Annotated in this window: 14 protein-coding genes and 1 tRNA gene; 8 read left to right on the forward strand and 7 right to left on the reverse strand. The window is 66.4% G+C overall.

Annotation, left to right across the window (positions count from 1 at the left end; all coding sequences use genetic code 11):
• Nucleotides 1-21: 21 nt before the first annotated feature.
• Together ntrC and ACV22V_RS03980 are read left to right on the forward strand one after the other, a co-directional pair.
• The gene (gene ntrC, locus ACV22V_RS03975) at nt 22-1,551 is read left to right on the forward strand and encodes a nitrogen regulation protein NR(I) (protein WP_448013091.1); all 1,530 of its coding nucleotides are present in this window, start codon (nt 22-24) and stop codon (nt 1,549-1,551) included.
• A gap of 79 nt (nt 1,552-1,630) precedes the next feature.
• Complete coding sequence (locus ACV22V_RS03980) at nt 1,631-3,757, forward strand: prolyl oligopeptidase family serine peptidase (RefSeq protein WP_448013093.1); 2,127 nt, start codon at nt 1,631-1,633, stop codon at nt 3,755-3,757.
• Between the two features lie 25 nt (nt 3,758-3,782).
• Here the strand turns inward: ACV22V_RS03980 and xth are convergent, their stop codons facing one another.
• The gene (gene xth / locus ACV22V_RS03985; RefSeq protein WP_218921273.1) at nt 3,783-4,559 is read right to left on the reverse strand and encodes an exodeoxyribonuclease III; all 777 of its coding nucleotides are present in this window, start codon (nt 4,557-4,559) and stop codon (nt 3,783-3,785) included.
• A 181-nt stretch (nt 4,560-4,740) separates the two neighbouring features.
• Between xth and ACV22V_RS03990 the strand changes: the two genes are divergently transcribed.
• Nucleotides 4,741-4,817 (forward strand) — tRNA-Met (locus ACV22V_RS03990).
• An 82-nt stretch (nt 4,818-4,899) separates the two neighbouring features.
• Here the strand turns inward: ACV22V_RS03990 and ACV22V_RS03995 are convergent.
• A complete protein-coding gene (locus ACV22V_RS03995; RefSeq protein ID WP_448013095.1) occupies nt 4,900-5,592 on the reverse strand; it encodes an aspartate/glutamate racemase family protein in 693 nt (230 codons plus the stop codon).
• Nucleotides 5,593-5,762: 170 nt separating this feature from the next.
• Here ACV22V_RS03995 and dinB point away from each other — a divergent pair, with 170 nt between their 5' ends.
• Nucleotides 5,763-6,968 carry a DNA polymerase IV gene (dinB, locus tag ACV22V_RS04000; protein WP_448013097.1) on the forward strand — a complete coding sequence of 402 codons (1,206 nt, stop codon included), beginning with the start codon at nt 5,763-5,765 and terminating at the stop codon, nt 6,966-6,968.
• A 59-nt stretch (nt 6,969-7,027) separates the two neighbouring features.
• Here dinB and ACV22V_RS04005 read toward each other — a convergent pair whose 3' ends face one another.
• From ACV22V_RS04005 to fixL, 4 genes are all read right to left on the reverse strand, one after another.
• Entirely contained in the window at nt 7,028-9,115 is a 2,088-nt protein-coding gene (locus ACV22V_RS04005; RefSeq protein ID WP_059535876.1) for a M3 family metallopeptidase, read from the reverse strand.
• Nucleotides 9,116-9,369: 254 nt separating this feature from the next.
• The gene (folD, locus tag ACV22V_RS04010) at nt 9,370-10,227 is read right to left on the reverse strand and encodes a bifunctional methylenetetrahydrofolate dehydrogenase/methenyltetrahydrofolate cyclohydrolase FolD (protein WP_059464202.1); all 858 of its coding nucleotides are present in this window, start codon (nt 10,225-10,227) and stop codon (nt 9,370-9,372) included.
• A gap of 244 nt (nt 10,228-10,471) precedes the next feature.
• On the reverse strand, nt 10,472-11,110 hold the full coding sequence (gene fixJ / locus ACV22V_RS04015) for an oxygen response regulator transcription factor FixJ (RefSeq protein WP_006493245.1): 639 nt from the start codon (nt 11,108-11,110) through the stop codon (nt 10,472-10,474).
• Entirely contained in the window at nt 11,107-13,623 is a 2,517-nt protein-coding gene (gene fixL, locus ACV22V_RS04020; protein ID WP_059464201.1) for an oxygen sensor histidine kinase FixL, read from the reverse strand. Before fixL ends, fixJ begins: the two co-directional genes overlap by 4 nt.
• Before the next feature lie 273 nt (nt 13,624-13,896).
• Here fixL and aceE point away from each other — a divergent pair, with 273 nt between their 5' ends.
• The 3 genes from aceE to lpdA all read left to right on the forward strand — a co-directional run bounded on the left by aceE (nt 13,897) and on the right by lpdA (nt 20,352).
• Nucleotides 13,897-16,593, forward strand: a complete 2,697-nt coding sequence (gene aceE / locus ACV22V_RS04025) for a pyruvate dehydrogenase (acetyl-transferring), homodimeric type (protein WP_448013100.1) — start codon at nt 13,897-13,899, stop codon at nt 16,591-16,593.
• 70 nt (nt 16,594-16,663) lie between these two features.
• The gene (aceF, locus tag ACV22V_RS04030; RefSeq protein ID WP_059535872.1) at nt 16,664-18,310 is read left to right on the forward strand and encodes a dihydrolipoyllysine-residue acetyltransferase; all 1,647 of its coding nucleotides are present in this window, start codon (nt 16,664-16,666) and stop codon (nt 18,308-18,310) included.
• Between the two features lie 272 nt (nt 18,311-18,582).
• On the forward strand, nt 18,583-20,352 hold the full coding sequence (gene lpdA / locus ACV22V_RS04035) for a dihydrolipoyl dehydrogenase (protein WP_059535870.1): 1,770 nt from the start codon (nt 18,583-18,585) through the stop codon (nt 20,350-20,352).
• Between the two features lie 197 nt (nt 20,353-20,549).
• Here the strand turns inward: lpdA and ACV22V_RS04040 are convergent, their stop codons facing one another.
• Entirely contained in the window at nt 20,550-21,116 is a 567-nt protein-coding gene (locus tag ACV22V_RS04040) for a phasin family protein (protein WP_059450463.1), read from the reverse strand.
• A 653-nt stretch (nt 21,117-21,769) separates the two neighbouring features.
• On the opposite strand from ACV22V_RS04040, the gene pbpG reads away from it, so the two are divergent.
• A complete protein-coding gene (gene pbpG, locus ACV22V_RS04045) occupies nt 21,770-22,921 on the forward strand; it encodes a D-alanyl-D-alanine endopeptidase (protein ID WP_059535869.1) in 1,152 nt (383 codons plus the stop codon).
• Nucleotides 22,922-22,993: the final 72 nt, after the last annotated feature.

Genomic DNA, 22,993 nt, shown 5'->3' on the forward strand with positions numbered 1-22,993 from the left:
TCACCCATACCTGACCGACCTATGAAGCCGATCTGGATAGTAGACGACGACCAATCGATCCGCTGGGTGCTCGAAAAGGCACTCGCCCGGGACAGCTTCGCGACGAAGAGCTTCGCGAACGTGCGCGACGCGCTGGCCGCGCTCGACCACGAGACGCCGCAGGTGCTCGTGTCCGACATCCGGATGCCGGGCGGCTCCGGCCTCGAGCTGTTGCAGGCGATGCACGAGCGCTTGCCGGGCCTGCCCGTCATCATCATGACGGCGTTCTCCGATCTCGACAGCGCCGTCGCGGCGTTCCAGGGCGGCGCGTTCGAATATCTCGCGAAGCCGTTCGACGTCGACAAGGCCGTCGAGCTGATTCGCCGAGCGGTCGAGGAGAGCCTGCGCGGCGGCGCGCCGCAGGACGAGCGCGTCGCCGAGGCGCCCGAGATGCTCGGCCAGGCGCCCGCGATGCAGGACATGTTCCGCGCGATCGGCCGCTTGTCGCATTCCGCCGCGACCGTGCTGATCACCGGCGAATCGGGCACCGGCAAGGAGCTCGTCGCGCGGGCGCTGCACCGTCACAGCCCGCGGGCGAACGGCCCGTTCATCGCGCTGAACACGGCGGCGATTCCGAAGGACCTGCTGGAATCCGAACTGTTCGGCCACGAGCGTGGCGCGTTCACCGGCGCGCAGACGACGCGCCAGGGCCGCTTCGAGCAGGCCGAGAACGGCACGCTGTTCCTCGACGAAATCGGCGACATGCCGTTCGATCTGCAGACGCGCCTGTTGCGTGTGCTGTCGGACGGCCAGTTCTATCGGGTCGGCGGCCACAATCCGCTGCGCGCGAACGTGCGCGTGATCGCCGCGACGCACCAGAATCTGGAGGCGCGCGTGCGGCAGGGACTGTTCCGCGAGGACCTTTACCACCGCCTCAACGTGATCCGGCTGCGGCTGCCGCCGCTGCGCGAACGCAGCGAGGATATCGCGCTGCTCACGCGCCATTTCCTGCAGAAGAGCGCGCGCGATCTCGGTGTCGAGCCGAAGCGCGTGTCGGACGAAGCGCTCGCGTATCTGACGTCGCTGCCGTTTCCCGGCAATGTGCGGCAGCTCGAGAACCTCGCGAACTGGCTGACCGTGATGGCGCCCGCGCAGACGGTCGAGATCAAGGACCTGCCGCCCGACCTCGTGCCGGCAGGCGCGCCGGTGCCCGCGACGGCCGATGGCGCGGATGCACTCGGCGGCGTGAGCGGCGGCGTTGCGGGCGACGCGGCGCGCGCGCAGCTGGCGGCCGGTGTCGTGCCGTTGACGGCGGCGCCCGTCGCGGCCGCACCGAACGGTGCGCCGGCCGGCTATCCGATGTGGGAAAGCGGGCTGCGCACGGAAGTCGCGCGGCTGCTGCGCGAGAATTCCGCCGACGTGATGGACGAGCTCGCGCGCCGCTTCGAGGCGGCCGTGATTCGCGAGGCGCTCGACTTCACGCGCGGCCGCAAGGTCGAGGCGGCGGAGCGGCTCGGCATCGGCCGCAACACCATCACGCGCAAGATCCAGGAACTGCATCTGGAGCCGTAAACCGCTGTCGCGGCATGCGCGGACGTCGCGCATGCCGTGATCGGACATAATCGCGGTTTGCCGTCAGGTGCGTTCCGTCATGTCCGATTCCTTCCGCTGGCCCGCCGGGGCCGATCCCTTCCGCTTTCTCGAAGCGCTCGACAGCAAGCGCGCCCGCGCCTGGGTCGACGAGCAGAACGCGCGCACGCGTGTCGCGCTGCGCGACGACGATGCGTATCGCGCGCTCACCGCGCGGCTCGCGCAGGCGTATCTGCCGCGCGAACGCCCGGTGATTCCGACCCGCTGGCGCGACTGGGCGTACGACCTGTGGCAGGACGATCTCCATCCGAAGGGACTGTGGCGCCGCGCGCGCTGGGACGACTGGCGCGCCGGCCGGCCCGAGTGGGAAACGCTGCTCGACGTCGACGCGCTCGGCGCACAAGAGGGCGAGTCGTGGGTGTTCGAGCAGGACGCGATCCTGTACCCCGACGGCGACCGCGCGCTGCTGTCGCTGTCGCCCGGCGGGGCCGACGCCGTCGTCGTGCGCGAGTTCGATCTCGTACAGCGTCGTTTTGTCGACGGCGGTTTCACGATCGACGAGCCGGGGCATCACACGGTCGGCTGGATCGACCGCGATACCGTATACGTGAGCTGGGATCGCGGCGAAGCGCATGCGACCGCGGCCGGCTATCCGTACGACGCGCGCCGCTGGGTGCGCGGCACGCCGCTCGCCGATGCGCCGGTCGTGTTTCGCGGCGAACCCGACGACATCAGCGCGGGCGCGTGGTTCGACCCGATCGATGGCCGTCACGTCGCGTGGCGCAGCGTGGATTTCTTCGACGCACACGCATACTGGCTGACCGACGCGGGCGAGTGGGCGCGCTACGACGTGCCGACGCATGTCGAGGTCGGCTTCTGGGAAGGCTGGCTCGTGCTGGAGCCGCGGCTCGACTGGGACTGCGGCGGCGCGCATCACGCGGGCGGCTCGCTGCTCGCGATCCGCGAGCAGGCGTTCCTGGCCGGGTCGCGCGAGCTCACGACGCTGTTCGCGCCGCGGCCGTCGACGTCCGCCTGCACGTGGACGCACACGCGCACGATGCTGATCGCGAGCTGGCTCGACGACGTGCACAACCGCACGATGCTGTGGCAGCCGAGCCAGGGCGAGGACGGCGCGTGGACGTGGGACGCGCGGCCGTTCGACTGGCCGGGCGATGCGCAGATCGACGTCGAGCCGGTCGAGTCGACGCTGAACGACGACGTGTACGTGGACGTCGATACCTATCTCGATCCGCCCGAATGCTGGCTCGCCGACCTGGCCGATCGCGCGGCCGATGCGCCGTCGCGCCGCGTGCTGCTCGACCGGCCGCCGGTGCGGTTCGATGCGACCGGGCTCGTCGTGCGTCGCGCGAATGCCCGTTCGCGCGACGGCACGGTGGTGCCGTACACGCTGATCGGGCCGCGTGACGCGCTCGATGCACTCGATGCGCCGGAGCGCGCCGACGGCCGCACCCGCGTCGCGCGGCCGTGCCTGCTGTCAGGCTATGGCGGCTTCGCGATTCCGAACCTGCCGGGCTACAGCGATGCACTCGGCATTGCGTGGCTCGAACGCGGCGGTGTCGCGGCGTTCGCACACATCCGGGGTGGCGGCGAATTCGGGCCGGGCTGGCACGTCGACGCGCAGCGCGAACATCGGCAGCGCTCGTTCGACGACTTCATCGCGGTGGCCGAGGACCTGATCCGCACCGGCGTGACGACGGCCGCGCAGCTCGGCATCGAGGGCGGCAGCAACGGCGGGCTATTGGTGGGCGCTTGCATGGTGCAGCGTCCGGAACTGTTCGGCGCGGTGCTGTGCCGCGTGCCGCTGCTCGACATGCGGCGCTATCCGAAGCTGCACGCGGGCGCCGCGTGGCTCGACGAGTACGGCGATCCGGACGATGCGCGCGAGGGCGCGGCGCTCGCCGCCTACTCGCCGTATCACCGCGTGCGCGACGGTGTCGTGTATCCGCCGCTGCTGCTGACGACGTCGACGCGCGACGACCGCGTGCATCCCGCGCATGCGCGCAAGATGGCCGCGCGCATGCATGCGCTCGGACACGAACGGGTGTGGTACTGGGAGAACACCGACGGCGGCCACGGCAGCGCCGACGATCTGGAGCGCGCCGAATCCGATGCGGCGGAATTCGGCTTCCTGTGGGCCCATCTCGGGCCCGCGCCCGCGCGCGATTGAGCGCGGGCGCGAGCGGGCAGGGGGCTCAGCCGACGATCGCGACGACGGGCGCGTGGTCCGACGGCTGGTCCCACGTGCGCGGCACGCGGTCGACTTCGCACGACGTGCAGGTGGCGGCGAGCGCCGGCGACAGCAGGACGTGGTCGATACGCAGCCCCGCGTTGCGGCGGAACGCGAACATCCGGTAGTCCCACCACGTGAAGGTCTTCTCCGGCTGTTCGAAACGGCGGAATGCATCGACGAAGCCGAGTTCGATCAGCTTCGCGAAGTGCGCACGCTCCTGCGGCGACACGAGGTTCTGGCCTTCCCATTTCGCCGGGTCGTGCACGTCGCGGTCTTCCGGCGCGATGTTGTAGTCGCCGAGCAGCGCGAGCTTCGGGTGGCGCTGCATCTCGGTGCTCAGCCACGCATGCAGCGCGTCGAGCCACTGCATCTTGTAGACGAACTTGTCGGAGTCTGGCGCCTGGCCGTTCGGGAAATAGGCGGACACGATGCGCACGCCGTCGACCGTCACGGCGATCACGCGCTGCTGCGGATCGTCGAAGCCGGGGATGTTGCGCACGACGTCCGATTCGTCGACGGCGAGCGTGTCGCGCACGAGGATCGCGACGCCGTTGTAGGTTTTCTGGCCCGTGAACCAGCTGCGGTAGCCGGCAGCCTCGAGATCGGCGCGCGGATACTTCTCGTCGGGCAGCTTCAGTTCCTGCAGGCACAGCACGTCGGTTCCGCTTTGCGCGAGCCAGTCGAGCACGTGCTGCTTGCGGACGTTGAGCGAGTTGACGTTCCAGGTGGCGATTTTCATGAACGGGAATGCGTGCGGGGTGAATGCGAAGGCCGCCATCTTACCGCGAGCAAGGGGCGCGAACGCGCGCGACACGCGACGCGAAGCAGGCCCGATGCATTGCGTTATCGACGACCTGCAAAGAAATTGTGACAAAAGTGTTGACGTGAGTACTTCATCACCCTATAATTTATTTCTCTGACGCGGGGTGGAGCAGTCTGGCAGCTCGTCGGGCTCATAACCCGAAGGTCGTAGGTTCAAATCCTACCCCCGCAACCAAGCACACCAGACGATGTGCAGCGCAAGTGACCGATGCGCGCTTCGTCGACAGGAACCCGGCCTCGTGCCGGGTTTTTTGTTTTCAGCCCGCCGCCCACTCGACCGCCGCCTTCGCATGCAGCGCGGTCGTATCGAACACCGGCAGCGGCGAATCGTCCGCACCGATCAGCAGCGTGATTTCCGTGCAGCCGAGTATCACCGCCTGCGCGCCGCATGTTGCCAGTTCGTCGATGATGGCCACGTAGGTCGCGCGCGACCCGGCATCGATCACGCCATGACACAGCTCGTCGTAGATGATCCGGTGCACGTCGCCGCGCGCGGATTCGTCCGGCACCAGCACGTCGAGACCGAATTTGTCGCGCAGACGCGCCGCGTAGAACGGCAGTTCCATCGTGTAGCGCGTGCCGAGCAGCGCGACGCGCTCGACGCCCGCTGCACGCAGCGCGGCGCCGGTCGGATCGGCGATGTGCAGGAACGGCAGCGTCACCGCGGCCTCGATCGCGCCGTGCACGCGGTGCATCGTGTTGGTCGTCAGCACGATGAGATCGGCGCCGGCCGCTTCGAGCCGGCGCGCGGCATCGGCCATCCGCTCGCCGAGCGCGGCCCAGTCCTGCGCGCGCTGCAGCGCTTCGATCTCCGCGAAATCCACCGTGACCAGCACGCTGTTCGCATTGTGATGGCCGCCGTGCAGCGCTTTCGAATGGCGATTGATCATCCGGTAGTACTCCGCCGACGACTCCCAGCTCATCCCGCCGATCAGTCCGATCGTCTTCATCCGTCACCCGTGCGTTGCGTAACCCGTGGCAGACGAGTATAGGAGGCGGTCCTTGCGCGCGGCGGTACGATCCGCGCGAAGCGGACCGGTACGGTGCGGCTGTCCGGAACGTGCCGGAACTGCGTGGAGGCGACCGAACGCGACAGCACGCGACAGTTGAAACGGCCACTGTGTTTTTGTACAGTATCGGCACCGTGAATCCGACCATCATCCCGCCTGCCGATCCGCGCGTGCCGCCACCCGGCGACGCGCCGTCGCGCGTGCGCAAGATCATCCATTGCGATTGCGACTGCTTTTACGCATCGGTCGAGATGCGCGACGACCCGTCGCTGCGCAACCGGCCGCTCGCGGTCGGCGGCCGGCCCGACCAGCGCGGCGTGATCGCGACCTGCAATTACGAGGCGCGGCGCTACGGCGTGCATTCGGCGATGTCGTCGGCGCTGGCGATGCGCAAGTGCCCGGACCTGCTGATCCTGCCGTCCGCGATGGACAAGTACCGCGCGGCGTCGCGGCAGATCATGGCGATCTATCGCGACTACACGCGTGACGTCGAGCCGCTGTCGCTCGACGAGGCGTACCTCGACGTCAGCGGCTCCGAACTGTGCCAGGGCAGCGCGACGCTGATTGCGCGGGAGATTCGCCAGCGCGTGTACGACACGGTCGGCGTGACGGTGTCGGCGGGCGTCGCGCCGAACAAGTTCATCGCGAAAATCGCGTCCGACTGGAACAAGCCCGACGGCCTGTTCGTCGTGCGCCCGCATGAGGTCGATGCATTCGTCGCGGCATTGCCGGTGCGCAAGCTGCACGGCGTCGGCCAGGTGACGGCCACGCGGCTCGACCGGCTCGGCATCCAGACCTGCGCGCAGCTGCGCGACTGGTCGCTGATCGATCTGCATCGCGAGTTCGGCGCGTTCGGCCGGCGGCTGTACCAGCTGGCGCGCGGAATCGACGAGCGGCCGGTGCAGGCCGATCAGGAGCGCAAGTCGGTCAGCGTCGAGACGACCTACGTGACCGACCTGACGACGCTCGAGCAATGCGCGGACGAGATTCGCCGCCTGGTCGTGCAGCTCGACGCGCGCATCGCGCGCGCGGGCGCGGCCCGCACGATCCGCAAGCTGTACGTGAAGATTCGCTTCGCCGATTTCCAGCGCACGACGGTCGAGTGCGTGGCCGACGCGACGAATGCGCAAACGGCCGTCACGCTGCTCGCGAAGGGGCTGCAGCGGCGCGCGCAGGCCGTGCGGCTGCTCGGCGTCGGCGTGCGCATCGACGAGGATACGGCCGAGCGTCACGGGCAGTTTTCGCTGTTCGACGACGAGACCGACCGCAACATCGACAACACGGACGACGCCGGCGGCGAAACGCCGGCACCATGAAAAAAGGCACCGCCGAAGCGGTGCCTTTCGATGCTCCGGACGAGCCGGGCAGCGCATGCTCAGTGCGCGGGGGAAGCCATCCCGTTGTGGCGCAGCAGCGCGTCGATTTCCGGCTCGCGGCCGCGGAACGCCTTGAACGAATCCATCGCCGGCCGGCTGCCGCCGACTTCGAGGATCTCGCGGCGATAGCGCGTGCCGGTTGCCGCGTCGAGCACGCTGCCGCTTGCGGCAGCCGCTTCCTCGAACGCCGCATACGCGTCGGCCGACAGCACCTCCGCCCACTTGTAGCTGTAATAGCCGGCCGCATAGCCGCCCGCGAAGATGTGGCTGAACGTGTTCGGCCAGCGCGAGAACGCCGCCTGCGGGATCACGTGGTAGCGCTCGTTGATCTCGCGCGCGAATGCGTTCACGCCGGTCGTGCCGGCCGGGTCGAAGTCGACGTGCAGCAGCATGTCGAACATCGAGAACACGATCTGGCGGAGCGTGCCGAGGCCGCTCTGGAAGTTCTTCGCGGCGATCATCTTGTCGAACAGCTCGCGCGGCAGCGTGGCGCCCGTATCGACGTGCGACGACATCGACGACAGCACGTCCCATTCCCAGCAGAAGTTTTCCATGAACTGCGACGGCAGTTCGACCGCATCCCATTCGACGCCGTTGATGCCCGACACGCCGAGTTCGTCGACGCGCGTGAGCATGTGATGCAGCCCGTGGCCGAATTCATGGAACAGCGTGATGACTTCGTCGTGCGTGAAGCATGCGGGCTTGCCGCCGACCGGTGCCGAGAAGTTGCAGGTCAGATACGCAACCGGCGTCTGCACGGCGTTGCCGCGCTTCGCGCGCGCACGCGCATCGTCCATCCACGCGCCGCCGCGCTTGCCTTCGCGCGCATACAGATCGAGATAGAACTGCGCGACGAGCGAGCCGTCGCGGTTCTCCACGCGGAAGAAACGCACGTCCTTGTGCCACACCGGTGCGTCGTCCGGCTTGATCCGCACGCCGAACAGCGTTTCGGTGACGGTGAACAGGCCCTTCAGCACGGCCGGTTCCGGGAAATACTGCTTGACCTCGTTTTCCGAGAACGCGTAGCGCTGCTGGCGCAGCCGCTCGGCCGCGAACGCGACGTCCCACGGCGCGAGCTCGGCCAGACCGAGTTCCTTCGCGGCGAACGCGCGCAGTTCATCCCAGTCCTTGTCAGCGTGCGGGCGCGCGCGCGTCGCGAGATCCTCGAGGAACGCGATCACCTGCTGCGGCGATTCGGCCATCTTCGGCGCGAGCGACACCTCGGCGAAGTTGCGGTAGCCGAGCATCTGCGCTTCTTCGCGGCGCAGCTTCAGTTCGTCGGCGACGATCGCCGTGTTGTCCCACTCGGCCTTGCCGCCGCCGTACTGCGGGCCGAGTTCCGATGCGCGGGTTGCATACGCGCGGTACAGCGTCTCGCGCATCGCGCGGTTCTCGGCGTACTGCAGCACCGGGAAGTAGGACGGGAAATGCAGCGTGAACTTCCAGCCTTCCTTGCCGTCCTTCTGCGCGGCTTCGCGGGCCGCTTCGATCGCGTCGCCCGGCAGGCCGGCCAGCTCGGCTTCGTCGTGCGCGAAATACGCATACGCGTTGGTCGCGTCGAGCACGTGGTCGGAGAACGCCTTCGACAGTGCGGCCTGCTGCTCCTGCAGTTCCGCGAAGCGCGGCTTCCGGTCCTCGGGCAACTCGGCGCCCGACAGGCGGAAATCGCGCAGCGCGTTGTCGAGGATCTTCTTGCGTTCGGCGGACAGCGTCGCGTATTCCGCGCTCGCGGCGATCGCCTTGTACTTCTCGTACAGCGCGAGGTTCTGGCCGACGCTCGACCAGAACTCGGTCACGCGCGGCAGGTTTTCGCCGTAGGCGGCGCGCAACTCCGGCGTATCGGCGACCGCGTTCAGGTGGCCGACGACGCCCCATGCACGCCCGAGCGGCTCCGTCGCCTGCTCGACTGTCTCGACGATCGCGGCCCACGTCGCCGGCGTCTCGGGCGCGCTCGCGGTGTCGACCGCGCGGTTGGCGGCATCGAGCAGCGTGTCGAGCGCGGGCGTCACGTGTTCCGGACGAATCTCGCCGAAGCGGGGCAGGCCGGAGAAATCGAGGAGCGGATTGGTGTTGGCGCTGGCGGACATTAAGACTCCCTGTCTGTTGCCGGATGAACCGGAGTGAAAAGGGTGAGGCGCGATGCGGCGGCGCCCGATACCGACATTATTGGGGCGCATCGCGCGCTTTCCAATCGTTAGTTTCTAACGACGCGATTGGTTGCGCTCGGTGCGGGGTCGGATACGGGGGAGTTTGGTGCAACGGCGCGGCCGCGACGGCGGCCGGCCAGACGCCGGCGCACGAATGCGCGCCGGCTGGGCGGGCAGGGGCGATCGCGTTGCGATCAGGCGGCCGCGGCGGCGCGCTCGGCGGCTTCGATCGTGTTGATCAGCAGCATCGTGATGGTCATCGGGCCGACACCGCCCGGCACCGGCGTGATGTGACCGGCGACTTCCTTCACGCCGGCGAAGTCGACGTCGCCGCACAGCTTGCCCGCGTCGTCGCGGTTCATGCCGACGTCGATCACCGTCGCGCCGGGCTTGACCATGTCGGCCGTCAGGATGTTGCGCTTGCCGACCGCGGCGACCACGACGTCGGCCTGGCGCGTGTGCGCGGCGAGGTCGCGGGTCTTGCTGTGGCAGATCGTCACGGTCGCGCCGGCCTCGAGCAGCAGCATCGCCATCGGCTTGCCGACGATGTTCGAGCGGCCGATCACGACGGCGTTCGCGCCTTGCAGCGGGATGTCATGTGCTTCGAACATCTTCATCACGCCGTACGGCGTGCACGGGCGGAACAGCGGCTTGCCCGTCATCAGCGCGCCGGCGTTCGCGACGTGGAAGCCGTCGACGTCCTTCTCCGGCGCGATCGCCTCGATCACCTTGTGGCTGTCGATGTGCTTCGGCAGCGGCAGCTGGACCAGGATGCCGTGGATCTTCGGGTCGCGATTCAGTTCGTCGATGCGCGCCAGCAGGTCGGCTTCCGACAGCGTGTCCGGGTACGCATCCTTCAGCGAGAAGAAACCGTTGTCCTCGCACGCCTTGATCTTGTTGCGCACGTAGACTTCGCTCGCCGGGTTGGCGCCGACGAGGATCACCGCGAGACCGGGCTGGTGGCCGCGTGCGGTCAGGGCGGCGGCGCGTTCGGCGGCCTGCGCGCGTAAGGTCTTCGAGAGGGCGTTGCCGTCGATGAGGAGGGCTGTCATGGTGGTGGTCCTGCCGGGAAGTTGGAATGCGGGCGTGCGGCGCGCGAAGCGCCGCAGCAAAACACGCAATTATACCGGTCGCCTGCCGTCGTCCGACAGCGAATATAGGCAAAGCGTCATGGCGGCGGTGCCGGCGCGCCGGGAGGAAGCGCCGCGCCGCGCCGCGCGAGTGGGCCGCATCGCACGGCGCGGCAGGGTGACGGTGCGGCCGGCCGGGCAGGTGCCCCGCGGCCGCGCGCGACGTTCAGGCCTGCTTCTTCGACAGCGCGAGGCGCAGCAGATCGGCGACCGTGTTGACGTTGAGCTTTTCCATGATGTTCGCGCGGTGCGCTTCGACCGTCTTGATGCTGATCCCGAGATCGTCGGCGATCTGCTTGTTCAGGCGGCCGGCGATGATCCGCTCGAGCACCTGCTGCTCGCGCGCGGTCAGCTTCGACAGGCGCTCGCTCGCGGCGCGCTGTTCCTGGACGCTCTTGCTTTCGCTTCGGGCCTTGTCGAGCATCCGCTCGACGAGCTTGCGCAGCTCGGCCTCGTCGAACGGTTTCTCGATAAAGTCCATCGCACCCTTTTTCATCGTCGACACCGCCATCGGCACGTCGCCGTGGCCCGTGACGAAGATGATCGGCAGCGCGGCGTTGTCCGCGATCAGGCGTTCCTGCAGTTCGAGGCCGCTCATGCCCGACATCCGCACGTCGAGGATCAGGCAGGCGATCTGGCCGGCCTGCTGCGCCGGCTGATAGGCATCGAGGAACTGCTCGGCGCTCGAGAAGCATTGCACGCGATAGCCGTTCGCCTCCAGCAGCCAGCGCAGCGAGTCCCGTACGGCCTCGTCGTCGTCGACGACGAAGACAGTTTCCTGAGTGGTGGTGACAGGGCTATTCATAGTTCTCCCGTAACGGTATGTGATGCCGATGCCTCGCGCCCCCCTTGGCCGAGATCAGCGGGTTCCCCAATGGGCAGGCTGCAGTGGAATGTCGCGCCGGAAATGCGGCCGTCCGGTTCGACATTGTTGACCACCCACAGACGCCCCCGATGCGATTCGATGATCGAACGGCAGATGTTCAGCCCCATGCCCATGCCGTCGGACTTGGTGCTGTAAAACGGTTCGAACAGGCGTTCGGCGGTCGCCTCGTCCACGCCCGGACCCTGGTCGATCACGCGGATGTCGACGAAACCCGCGTCGATGTCGGCGACGACGCGGATCACGCCGTCCGCCGACGCCGGCTTCACGTCGGCCATCGCCTCGGCCGCGTTCTTCATCAGGTTAACGAGCACCTGCTCGATCAGCACGGGGTCGACATAAATAATAGGCATTCTTGCGAGGATTTCCGTGACGATCCGGATCCTGCGCTTTCTGGCCTCGATTTCGGCGAGCCCGACCGCGTCGGCGACGATGTCCGCGACCCGCGCCGGCTGGCGCTTCGGCTCGCTGCGCTTCACGAATTCGCGGATCCGCTTGACGATCATCCCCGCGCGCAGCGCCTGCTGCGCGGTCTTTTCCAGCGCGGGCTGCAGCGTCTCGGGCGTGCCGCGGCCGCTCTTCACGAGCGCGAGCGTGCCCGAGCAGTAGTTGTTGATCGCGGCGAGCGGCTGGTTCAATTCGTGAGCAATCGACGACGCCATTTCGCCCATCGTCATCAATCGGCTCGTGAATTGCAGCTTCTCTTCCTGCTGGTGCGCGAGTTCCTGCGCCTTCTTGCGGGTCGTGATGTCGGTCGCGATCTGCATCTGCGCGAGGTGGCCGTCCACCCACTGGATGTACTGACGGCGCACCTCGAACCACTTCTGGATGCTCTCGACGTACACCTCCTGCGCGTCGGCCGTGCTGCTCGTCAGCGCGGCGGCCGGCAGGCCCGCGAACGCGTCGACCATGTCGATCGAGTCGGACGACGCCTGCGCGCGGTCGAAGCCGCCGCCGGACAGCTCCAGGTGGCCGTCCGGGCGGATCCCGAACAGATGGCGGTAGTAGCGGTTCGCGAACAGCAGCTCGGCTTCGTCGGCGGCGAGCACCGACACGGCGGCGTCGAGGCTTTCGAGCACCGTCGTGAAGCGCTCGTGCGCGGCCGCGAGTTCCTCGCGCGCGCGCTTCGGCTCGGTGATGTCGGTCATCGACGACATCCAGCCGGTCTGGCGGCCCGAGCTGTCGATCAGCGGCGACACGTAGAGGCGCGCATGGAACAGCGTGCCGTTCTTGCGCCGCACGCGCAGCTCGAAGCCCGAGCTCGGCGCCTTGCCGCGCAGCGTCATGTCGAGCTGGCGCTGCATTTCCGGGTAGGCGTCGCGCGGCCAGTACGGGAACGGCGCGACCTTGCCGACGAGGTCGGTCTCGTCCCAGCCCGTCATCCGGCAGAACGCGGGGTTCACGTGCGTGATGCGGCCGTGCATGTCGAGCACGCGCATGCCGATCAGCACCGAGTTTTCCATCGCGCGGCGGAAGAATGCTTCCGCGTACAGCGCCTGCTGCGCCTCGAAGCGCTGGCGCGTGTGCTTCCACAGGCTCCAGAGGCTCCACAGCACGAAGCACGACAGGCCGGCGACCAGCCATACGAGCGTGTTGTTGGTCAGGTTCGTGAGCTGCGGGAATGCGTACACGCGCACGGTCAGCCCCTGGCCGGGCGGATCGAGCGGCAGATCGTAGTGGGAGTCGCGCGGCAGGCGCGGGCGCGTCGACGTGGACGACAGCTCGCGGTTGTTCGAGTCGGTGATCGAGATCTTGTACTTCGACGACAGCTCCTGCGGGATGTCGTGCTTCAGGATTCCTTCGACCGAGAACACCGCGGCGATCGAGCCGAGATATTCGCGGTCGCCGCGCATCACGGGTGTCTGCAGCGTGATGAAGCCGTTGCCGAAGTCGTCGTAGATCAGCGGCGAATAGGCCTGGCGGCGCGTGCTGCGCGCCTCGTCGTACGCGCCGCGCACGGCGTCCTGCATCTGCGCGTCGCCGGGCTTCGCGAGCCGCTGGCCGAGCAGCGGCGGGTGCACGGTCGGCCAGCGCTGCACGCCGGGCGCGGTGTACCAGTTCAGATAGAGGATTTCCGGATGCGTCTGCATCACGTCCGCGACGGCCATCTGGAATGCATTCTGGTCGAGGCGGCCGGACGCGAGATCGCGCGACAGCGCCTGCAGCTGCTCCTGCGCGCCCGTCATCGACAGGCGGATCTGCTGCTGCGCCCACGCGACGTTACGGAACAGGGTGTCTTCCTGCTGCTGCTGTTCGCGGCGATTGAGGCTCCATAGAATCAGGCTCATCACCACGAGGAACACGAGGATCGACAGCAGCGGCGTCAGCAAATAGGAGTTGGACCACCACGGTCCGTGGTGCCAGCGGGACGGCTGCGACTCCGCCGGCGGGCCCGACGGTCGCGCCGAGCGTGCGAAAAGCCGATCGGTCAACATGGCAGGATTGTAGCGCAGCGCAATACATGGAAAACCCATACCGGATATGTTGAACGGAAACGGATTTGTGCCCGTGGCGCGTGCCGGAGAGGCCCGATACGAGGGTGCAGCGCAGCAATATTCCGCATTGCGAGAAAAGATCTCACAATTCGAAAATTTTGTTGCGCGTGGCCGTACACGATCATTACAATCCGTCGGAGCTTGCCCGCAGCCGGCCGCGTCGCGTCGTCTGCACGAGAGCGATCCTCACATTCCAGGACCCAGGAGACGAGAATGTCCGCTGTACCGAACGAAGTGATGAAATATGTCGCCGCCGATCGTGACGACGACCCGCAAGAAACCGTTGAATGGCTCGAGTCGCTCGACGGCGTGATCTCCTCCGTGGGCACCGGCCGCGCGCACTACCTGATCGAAAAGCAGATCGAATTCGCCCGCATGCACGGCGAACACCTGCCGTTCTCCGCCAACACTCCGTACATCAACACGATCCCGGTCGAAGCCCAGGCGAAGATTCCGGGCGACCAGGACGTCGAGCACCGCATCCGTTCGTACACGCGCTGGAACGCGCTGGCGATGGTGCTGCGCGCAGGCAAGGACACGAACGTCGGCGGCCACATCGCGTCGTTCGCATCGGCCGCGACGCTCTATGACGTCGGCTACAACCACTTCTGGCACGCGGCGTCGGACCAGCACGGCGGCGATCTCGTGTTCGTGCAGGGCCACTCGTCGCCGGGCGTGTACTCGCGCGCGTTCCTGCTCGGCCGCCTGTCTGAAGAGCAGCTCGACAGCTTCCGCCAGGAAGTCGACGGCAAGGGCATCTCGTCGTACCCGCACCCGTGGCTGATGCCGGACTTCTGGCAGTTCCCGACCGTGTCGATGGGTCTCGGCCCGATCATGGCGATCTACCAGGCACGCTTCATGAAGTACCTGGAATCGCGCGGCATCGCGAAGACCGCCGGCCGGAAGGTCTGGGCGTTCCTCGGCGACGGCGAGACGGACGAGCCGGAATCGCTCGGCGCGATCGGCATGGCGAGCCGCGAGAAGCTCGACAACCTCGTGTTCGTGATCAACTGCAACCTGCAGCGTCTCGACGGCCCGGTGCGCGGCAACGGCAAGATCATCCAGGAACTGGAATCGGAATTCCGCGGCGCCGGCTGGAACGTGATCAAGGTCATCTGGGGCAGCCGCTGGGATGCGCTGTTCGCACGCGACAAGACGGGCGCGCTGATGCGCCGCATGATGGAAGTCGTCGACGGCGAATACCAGACGTACAAGTCGGAGTCGGGCGCGTTCGTACGCGAGCACTTCTTCAACACGCCTGAACTGAAGGCGCTCGTCGCCGACTGGTCGGACGACGACATCTGGGCGCTGAACCGTGGCGGCCACGATCCGCACAAGATCTACGCGGCATTCCACGAAGCGACCAACACGAAGGGCGCGCCGACCGTCATCCTCGCGAAGACCATCAAAGGCTACGGGATGGGCGAGTCGGGCCAGGCGATGAACATCACGCACCAGCAGAAGAAGCTGCCGGTCGAGCAACTGAAGAAGTTCCGTGACCAGTTCCGCCTGCCGATCACCGACGAGCAGATCGCCGACGTGCCGTACCTGAAGTTCGAGGAAGGTTCGAAGGAACTCGAATACATGCGCCAGAAGCGCATGGACCTCGGCGGCTACCTGCCGCATCGCCGCGAGAAGGCGACGTCGCTGCCGGTGCCGGCGCTCGACGCATTCGAGCCGCTGCTGAAGGGCACGGGCGAAGGCCGCGAGATCTCGACGACGATGGCGTTCGTGCGGATCCTGAACATCCTGCTGAAGGACAAGGCGCTGGGCAAGCGCGTCGTGCCGATCGTCCCGGACGAATCGCGTACGTTCGGCATGGAAGGCCTGTTCCGCCAGATCGGTATCTGGAACCAGGAAGGCCAGAAGTACGTGCCGGAAGATTCCGACCAGCTGATGTTCTACAAGGAATCGGAAACCGGCCAGATCCTGCAGGAAGGCATCAACGAAGCGGGCGGCATGTGCGACTGGATCGCGGCGGCGACGTCGTATTCGACGCACGGCGAGATCATGGTGCCGTTCTACATCTTCTATTCGATGTTCGGCTTCCAGCGGATCGGCGACCTGGCATGGGCGGCGGGCGACATGCGCTCGCGCGGCTTCCTGCTCGGCGGCACCGCGGGCCGCACGACGCTGAACGGCGAAGGCCTGCAGCACGAAGACGGTCACTCGCTCCTGTGGGCGGCATCGGTGCCGAACTGCGTGAGCTACGACCCGACGTTCGGCTACGAACTCGCGGTGATCATCCAGGACGGTCTGCGCCGCATGGTGCAGGACCAGGAAGACGTGTACTACTACATCACGGTGATGAACGAGAACTACGAGCACCCGGCGATTCCGCAGGGCGAGCACGTGGCGGCCGACATCATCAAGGGCATGTACGCGTTCAGGAAGGCGGACGCCGACCAGAAGGCGCCGCGCGTGCAGCTGCTCGGCGCGGGCACGATCTTCAACGAAGTGATCGCCGCCGCCGACCTGCTGAAGAACGACTGGGGCGTCGCGGCCGACCTGTGGAGCGTGCCGAGCTTCACCGAACTCGCGCGTGAAGGTCACGAAATCGAGCGCTGGAATCTGCTCCATCCGACCGAAGAGCGTCGCCTGTCGCACGTGCAGAAGTGCCTGAAGGACACGCAAGGCCCGGTCATCGCATCGACCGACTACGTGCGCGCGCTGGTCGACCAGATCCGCGGCCAGATCGATCGCCGCTTCGTCGTGCTGGGCACGGACGGCTTCGGTCGTTCGGACACACGCGAGAAGCTGCGTCACTTCTTCGAAGTCGACCGTCACTGGGTCACCGTCGCCGCGCTGAACGCGCTGGCCGACGAAGGCACGATCGAGCGCAAGGTGGTCGCGGACGCGATTGCCAAGTACAACCTCGATCCGTCGAAGCCCAACCCGATGACCGTTTAACGCACACGCGCCGTGTGATGCCGCGCGCCGCTTCCGGGAGGGGCGCGCGCGGCCATGGAGACACAAAAAGATGAGTCAAGCGATCGAAGTGAAGGTGCCGGATATCGGCGATTACAAGGACGTGCCCGTCATCGAGGTGCTCGTGAAAGTGGGCGACACGGTCGAGCCCGAGCAGTCGCTCGTCACGCTCGAGTCGGACAAGGCGACGATGGACGTCCCGAGCCCGGCAGCCGGCACGGTCAAGGAAGTGAAGATCAAGGTGGGTGATTCCGTATCGGAAGGCTCGCTGATCATCCTGCTCGAAGGTGGCGCCGCGGCGCAGGTGAACGGTGCGGCCGCGCCGGCAGCAGCGCCGGCTCCGGCGGCAGCTCCGGCACCGGCCGCAGCCGCGCCGGCTGCCGCTCCCGCTGCGTCGGGCGGCACGCTCGAGGTGAAGGTACCCGACATCGGCGATTACAAGGACGTCCCGGTGATCGAGATCGGCGTGAAGGTCGGTGACACGGTCGAGAAGGAGCAGTCGCTCGTCACGCTCGAATCGGACAAGGCGACGATGGACGTGCCGAGCCCGGCCGCCGGCGTCGTGAAGGAAATCAAGGTCAAGGTGGGCGATTCGGTGTCGGAAGGCACGCTGATCGTGCTGCTCGACGCCGCCGGCGCCGCGCCGGCCGCCGCGCCGCAAGCGAGCGCACCGGCACCGGCCGCTGCCGCGCCGGCACCCGCCGCCGCACCGGCCCCCGCGAAGGCCGCGCCGGCTCCGGCTGCTGCCGCGCCGGCCGCTGCACCGTCGGGCGAGTATCGCGCGAGCCACGCATCGCCGTCCGTGCGCAAGTTCGCGCGCGAACTCGGCGTCGAAGTCGCACGCGTGCAGGGTAGCGGTCCGAAGGGCCGTATCACGAAGGACGACATCACGGGCTTCGTGAAGGGCGTGATGACGGGCCAGCGCGCAGCGCCGGGCGCGGCAGCCGCGCCGGCAGGCGGCGGCGAGCTGAACCTGCTGCCGTGGCCGAAGGTCGACTTCGCGAAGTTCGGCCCGTTCGAGGCGAAGCCGCTGTCGCGCATCAAGAAGATCTCGGGCGCGAACCTGCATCGCAACTGGGTGATGATCCCGCACGTCACGAACAACGACGAAGCGGACATCACCGAGCTCGAAGCGCTGCGCGTGCAGCTGAACAAGGAGCACGAGAAGGCCGGCGTGAAGTTCACGATGCTCGCATTCGTGATCAAGGCGGTCGTCGCGGCGCTGAAGAAGTTCCCGACCTTCAACGCGAGCCTCGACGGCGACAACCTGGTGTTCAAGCAGTACTACCACATCGGTTTCGCCGCGGACACGCCGAATGGTCTCGTCGTGCCGGTGATCCGCGACGCGGACAAGAAGGGCCTCGTCGACATCGCTAAGGAAATGGCCGAGCTGTCGAAGGCCGCGCGCGACGGCAAGCTGAAGCCGGACCAGATGCAGGGTGGCTGCTTCTCGATCTCGTCGCTCGGCGGCATCGGCGGCACCAACTTCACGCCGATCATCAACGCGCCGGAAGTCGCGATCCTCGGGTTGTCGCGCGGTCAGATGAAGCCGGTGTGGGACGGCAAGCAGTTCGTGCCGCGTCTGACGCTGCCGCTGTCGCTGTCGTATGACCATCGTGTCATCGATGGCGCGGAAGCCGCGCGGTTCAATGCGTATCTCGGTGCGTTGCTTGCCGATTTCCGTCGCATCATTCTTTGATGAGCGGGGAGCGGGCTCGCGGGGCGTGGGTTTTCTTTCGGTGATCCACGCCCTGTCGTTGAACTGGCTTTCTTGACGGTCTGCTAGCGTCGCCCCTGCGCGGGGCGGCGGTCACTTTTCTTTGTCTTCCAAAGAAAAGTAACCAAAAGAAAGGCGCGTCCTTGGGCGGACGGCAAAGGTGGTCCTGCCCAAGTGTGCGTTCTCTTGTCAGGCCGTAGTTCTTCCGCGAGCGGCTCCCTCTCTGTCTGCAGCTAATCAAGAAGGGGACAGTAATGAGTCTCATCGAAGTCAAGGTTCCGGATATCGGCGATTTCAGCGGCGTCGATGTCATCGAAGTCAACGTCAAACCCGGCGACGTGATCGAAAAAGAGCAAACGCTCATCACGCTCGAATCGGACAAGGCCTCCATGGAAGTGCCCAGCGACGTCGCCGGCACGGTCAAGGAAGTCAAGGTCAAGGCCGGCGAGAAAGTCTCGCAAGGCACGGTCATCGCCATCGTCGAAGCTTCGGCAGGCGCCGCCGCTCCGGCGAAAGCAGCCGAACCCGCTAAGGCCGCAGCACCGGCTCCGGCCGCTGCGCCCGCCGCCGCTGCGGCACCCGCGCCGCAAGCCGGCAGCTACAGCGGCTCCGCCGACATCGAGTGCGACATGCTCGTGCTCGGCGCCGGCCCCGGCGGCTATTCGGCCGCGTTCCGCGCAGCCGACCTCGGCATGAAGACGGTGCTGGTCGAACGCTACTCGACGCTCGGCGGCGTCTGCCTGAACGTCGGTTGCATTCCGTCGAAGGCACTGCTGCACACGGCGCTCGTCGTCGAGGAAGCTGAAGCGCTCGCGGCGCACGGCATCTCGTTCGGCAAGCCGCAGGTCGATCTCGACAAGCTGCGCGACTTCAAGGGCGGCGTGGTCAAGAAGCTGACGACGGGCCTCGCCGGCATGGCGAAGGCGCGTAAGGTCGAAGTGGTCACCGGCGTCGGCGCATTCGTCGATCCGTATCACATGGAAGTGCAGGGCGAAAACGGCAAGAAGGTCGTCAAGTTCAAGCAGGCGATCATCGCCGCCGGCTCGCAGGCAGTGAAGCTGCCGTTCATGCCGGAAGACCCGCGCGTCGTCGATTCGACGGGCGCGCTCGAACTGCGTCAACTGCCCAAGCGCATGCTCGTGATCGGCGGTGGCATCATCGGCCTCGAAATGGCGACGGTGTACTCGACGCTCGGCACCGAGATCGACGTCGTCGAAATGATGGACGGCCTGATGATGGGCGCGGACCGCGATCTCGTGAAGGTCTGGGAAAAGTACAACGCGAAGCGCTTCGGCAACGTGATGCTGAAGACCAAGACGGTCGGCGCGGAAGCGAAGGAAGACGGCATCTACGTGAAGTTCGAGGGCGAGAAGGCGCCGGCGGAAGCGCAGCGCTACGACCTCGTGCTCGTCGCGGTGGGCCGCAGCCCGAACGGCAAGAAGATCGGTGCCGACAAGGCCGGCGTCGCGGTCACCGACCGCGGCTTCATCGACGTCGACAAGCAGATGCGCACGAACGTCCCGCACATCTTCGCGATCGGCGACATCGTCGGTCAGCCGATGCTCGCGCACAAGGCCGTGCATGAAGGCCACGTCGCAGCGGAAGCCGCGCACGGCGAGAAGGCGTACTTCGACGCGCTGCAGATCCCGTCGGTGGCGTACACGGATCCGGAAGTGGCCTGGGCCGGCAAGACGGAAGACCAGTGCAAGGCCGAAGGCATCAAGTACGGCAAGGCCGTGTTCCCGTGGGCCGCATCGGGCCGCGCGATCGCGAACGGCCGCGACGAAGGCTTCACGAAGCTGATCTTCGACGAGGAAACCCATCGCGTGATCGGCGGCGGTATCGTCGGCCTGAACGCGGGCGACCTGATCAGCGAAGTGTGCCTCGCCGTCGAGATGGGCGCGGACGCGGAAGACATCGGCAAGACGATCCATCCGCACCCGACGCTCGGCGAATCGGTCGGCATGGCCGCCGAGCTGTACGAAGGCGTGTGCACGGACCTGCCGCCGCAACGCAAGAAGTAACGCGACCGGCATGGCCGGCCTTGTGCCGGCCACGAAAAAACGCCGCCGCCCGGGATATCCGGACGGCGGCGTTTTCTTTTGCCTGCAGCCGACGGCAGTGCCCCAACGCGCCGGCGACGACCGGATGCCCGGATGTTCCGACGCCGGAAACGAAAAAAAGCCGCGCAGTGCGCGGCTTCTTCAGGAGCAGGGGGCGCTTACGCGGCCGGCTTGCTCGAACGGCGCGATGCAGCAGCGCTCGCAGCCTTCGTCGCGACAGCGGCAGCCGCGTTGAAGTTCGTTTCGGCGATCTCGACGGCTTGCTTGGCAGCCTTCTGGACCGTTTCGTACGTCGTGTTCGCTGCGTTCAGTGCCGACTTCAGGGCGGCGACAGCCGTTTCCGAACCGGCCGGGGCGTTCTTCGCGACGTTGTCGACGAGCGCCTGGACCTTCTTGTTCTGCTCTTCGAATTGCGCTTCGGCAACCTTCGCGAACTCGGCTTGCGTCGACGACGCGATTTCATACAGGTGACGGCTGTACGACAGCACCTTTTCCGCGACCGGCTGCGACAGGCTCGCTTGCAGCGCGATCAGTTCCTGCGCGTCCTTCACCGACAGCAGGCGCTGCGCGTTTTCCTGGCTTTCCGCCAGCGACGACTTCACGACCTGCAGGTTGAGTTCGATCAGCTTTTCGACGCCTTCGAACGCCTTGGTCGTCAGACCGAACAGGCTTTCGAGGTTGGCTTTCTGTGCGGCGGCGATTTGCTCGGGGGTCAGCAAGGACATGTCAAGCTCCTGAAAAGCGATCGCGTCGATCGCAGGGTAAGGGGCACTACGCTGGGGAACCACGGATGCGCGTGCTTTGTGCAACGCAGCAATGAGTCGTATTTTAGGGCAGAGAAAACGCTTGTCAAGTACTTTTTGTGCGTTGCACAATCGCGACAAATTATCGATAAAACAACGAGTTATCAGGCCCATCCGGAATCGGTTTCAGACGTGATCCCACATGGTGCGCACCGGGCCGGGGAAGGCGCGGCGCACCATGATCATGCACAGGTAAACCTGACAGGCATGTGGAACGTTATGCTTCTGTTCCTGTCGAAAAGCGCGCCGTTTCACTGCGCGTGCCGTGGCGATGTGCCGCCGCCGCGGTCGACACCGGTGCCGCAGGCACACCGAGCGCCGGGTACGTACTTTCCCCGCTTTAATTCGTCGCCAAAGTGACGTTATCTCAATTAACCGTGTGGTAATCGGGAGACGGGTGCTGTCGGGCAGCGCATCTCATCAATTTTTTCGATGGGAGCGGGAGGGTTGATCGACTCGTCGTTGGTCAACTCTTACATTCCGGTTTAACGACGATCGGTAAGTGCCTAATATTGCTCTTTTTTTCAGCTTTAACTACACTTGCGGAAACTCCCGCCCGCTTTGTCCAGACCCCAATGAAAGCCGAATCGTTTTCACCGCGCAGATTGTTGCAGAGCATGACGCTCGGCACGGCTGTGTCGGTCGCCGTCGCCTTGCTGGCGACCGCTGCGTCCGTCGCACCCGCTGACGCCTTTGCCGCCACTGCGAAGACACACCAGGCCGCCAAGAAAGCCGCTTCCACTTCTTCGGCGAAGAAGAAGACGGTGAAGGCCGCCTCCGCGAAATCCGCCAACGTCGCGTCGGCCGATGCGCCGAAGGCAACGCGCAAGCGCGCGACGCTCGCGTCGAACGTGCACGGCCACCGCGGTGCGGTGCGCAAGGTCGCGTTCCAGCCGCGTCGCCCGACGGTCGGTCAGGCATTCGGCCTGCACGACACGCCGGACGCGCTCGCGCTGCGCTCGAGCGTCGCGTACGTCGTCGACCAGAACACCGGCGAGCCGCTGTTCGACAAGAATTCGCACGCCGTCGTGCCGATCGCGTCGATCTCGAAGCTGATGACGGCGATGGTCGTGCTCGACGCGAAATCGCCGATGACCGACCAGCTCGAAGTCACCGACGAAGACCGCGACTACGAGAAGGGCACGGGCTCGCGCCTGTCGGTCGGCTCGGTCCTGTCGCGCGAGGACATGCTCCACATCGCGCTGATGGCGTCGGAAAACCGTGCCGCTGCCGCGCTGTCGCGCTACTACCCGGGTGGCCGTCCGGCATTCATCGCCGCGATGAACGCGAAGGCGAAGTCGCTCGGCATGAACGACACGCACTTCGAGAATTCGACGGGTCTGTCGAGCTCGAACGTGTCGAGCGCGCGCGACCTCGTCAAGATGGTCAACGCGGCGTACCAGTACCCGATGATTCGCCAGTTCTCGACCGATCGCACGTACGACGTCAATACGGGCAAGCGCAACCTGGTCTACAACAGCACGAACGCGCTGATCCGCGGCAACGGCTCGTGGGACATCGGCCTGCAGAAAACGGGCTTCATCAACGAGGCAGGCGAATGTCTCGTGATGCAGGCGACGATCCACGGCCGGCCGATGGTGATGGTGCTGCTGGATTCGTTCGGCAAGTATTCGCGTTTCGCCGACGCGGCGCGCCTGCGCAACTGGCTCGACGCCGGCGGCGGCGAGCGCCTGACGGCGGCCAACACGGCGAGCGGCGGCACCTGATCGCGCCACGGCGGTTCGCCGCCGTACCGTCGCCGCAAAGAAAAAGCCCCGCAATCGCGGGGCTTTTTTTCG

It is taken from the genome of Burkholderia sp. AW33-5, assembly GCF_053427615.1.

Excerpts from the sequence above, each read along its gene's own strand:
- ntrC (WP_448013091.1), top strand. The coding sequence starts at position 22 with ATGAAGCCGATCTGGATAGTAGACGACGACCAATCGATCCGCTGGGTG.
- ACV22V_RS03980 (WP_448013093.1), top strand. The coding sequence starts at position 1,631 with ATGTCCGATTCCTTCCGCTGGCCCGCCGGGGCCGATCCCTTCCGCTTT.
- xth (WP_218921273.1), bottom strand. The coding sequence starts at position 4,559 with ATGAAAATCGCCACCTGGAACGTCAACTCGCTCAACGTCCGCAAGCAG.
- ACV22V_RS03995 (WP_448013095.1), bottom strand. The coding sequence starts at position 5,592 with ATGAAGACGATCGGACTGATCGGCGGGATGAGCTGGGAGTCGTCGGCG.
- ACV22V_RS04005 (WP_059535876.1), bottom strand. The coding sequence starts at position 9,115 with ATGTCCGCCAGCGCCAACACCAATCCGCTCCTCGATTTCTCCGGCCTG.
- folD (WP_059464202.1), bottom strand. The coding sequence starts at position 10,227 with ATGACAGCCCTCCTCATCGACGGCAACGCCCTCTCGAAGACCTTACGC.
- fixJ (WP_006493245.1), bottom strand. The coding sequence starts at position 11,110 with ATGAATAGCCCTGTCACCACCACTCAGGAAACTGTCTTCGTCGTCGAC.
- fixL (WP_059464201.1), bottom strand. The coding sequence starts at position 13,623 with ATGTTGACCGATCGGCTTTTCGCACGCTCGGCGCGACCGTCGGGCCCG.
- aceE (WP_448013100.1), top strand. The coding sequence starts at position 13,897 with ATGTCCGCTGTACCGAACGAAGTGATGAAATATGTCGCCGCCGATCGT.
- aceF (WP_059535872.1), top strand. The coding sequence starts at position 16,664 with ATGAGTCAAGCGATCGAAGTGAAGGTGCCGGATATCGGCGATTACAAG.
- lpdA (WP_059535870.1), top strand. The coding sequence starts at position 18,583 with ATGAGTCTCATCGAAGTCAAGGTTCCGGATATCGGCGATTTCAGCGGC.
- ACV22V_RS04040 (WP_059450463.1), bottom strand. The coding sequence starts at position 21,116 with ATGTCCTTGCTGACCCCCGAGCAAATCGCCGCCGCACAGAAAGCCAAC.
- pbpG (WP_059535869.1), top strand. The coding sequence starts at position 21,770 with ATGAAAGCCGAATCGTTTTCACCGCGCAGATTGTTGCAGAGCATGACG.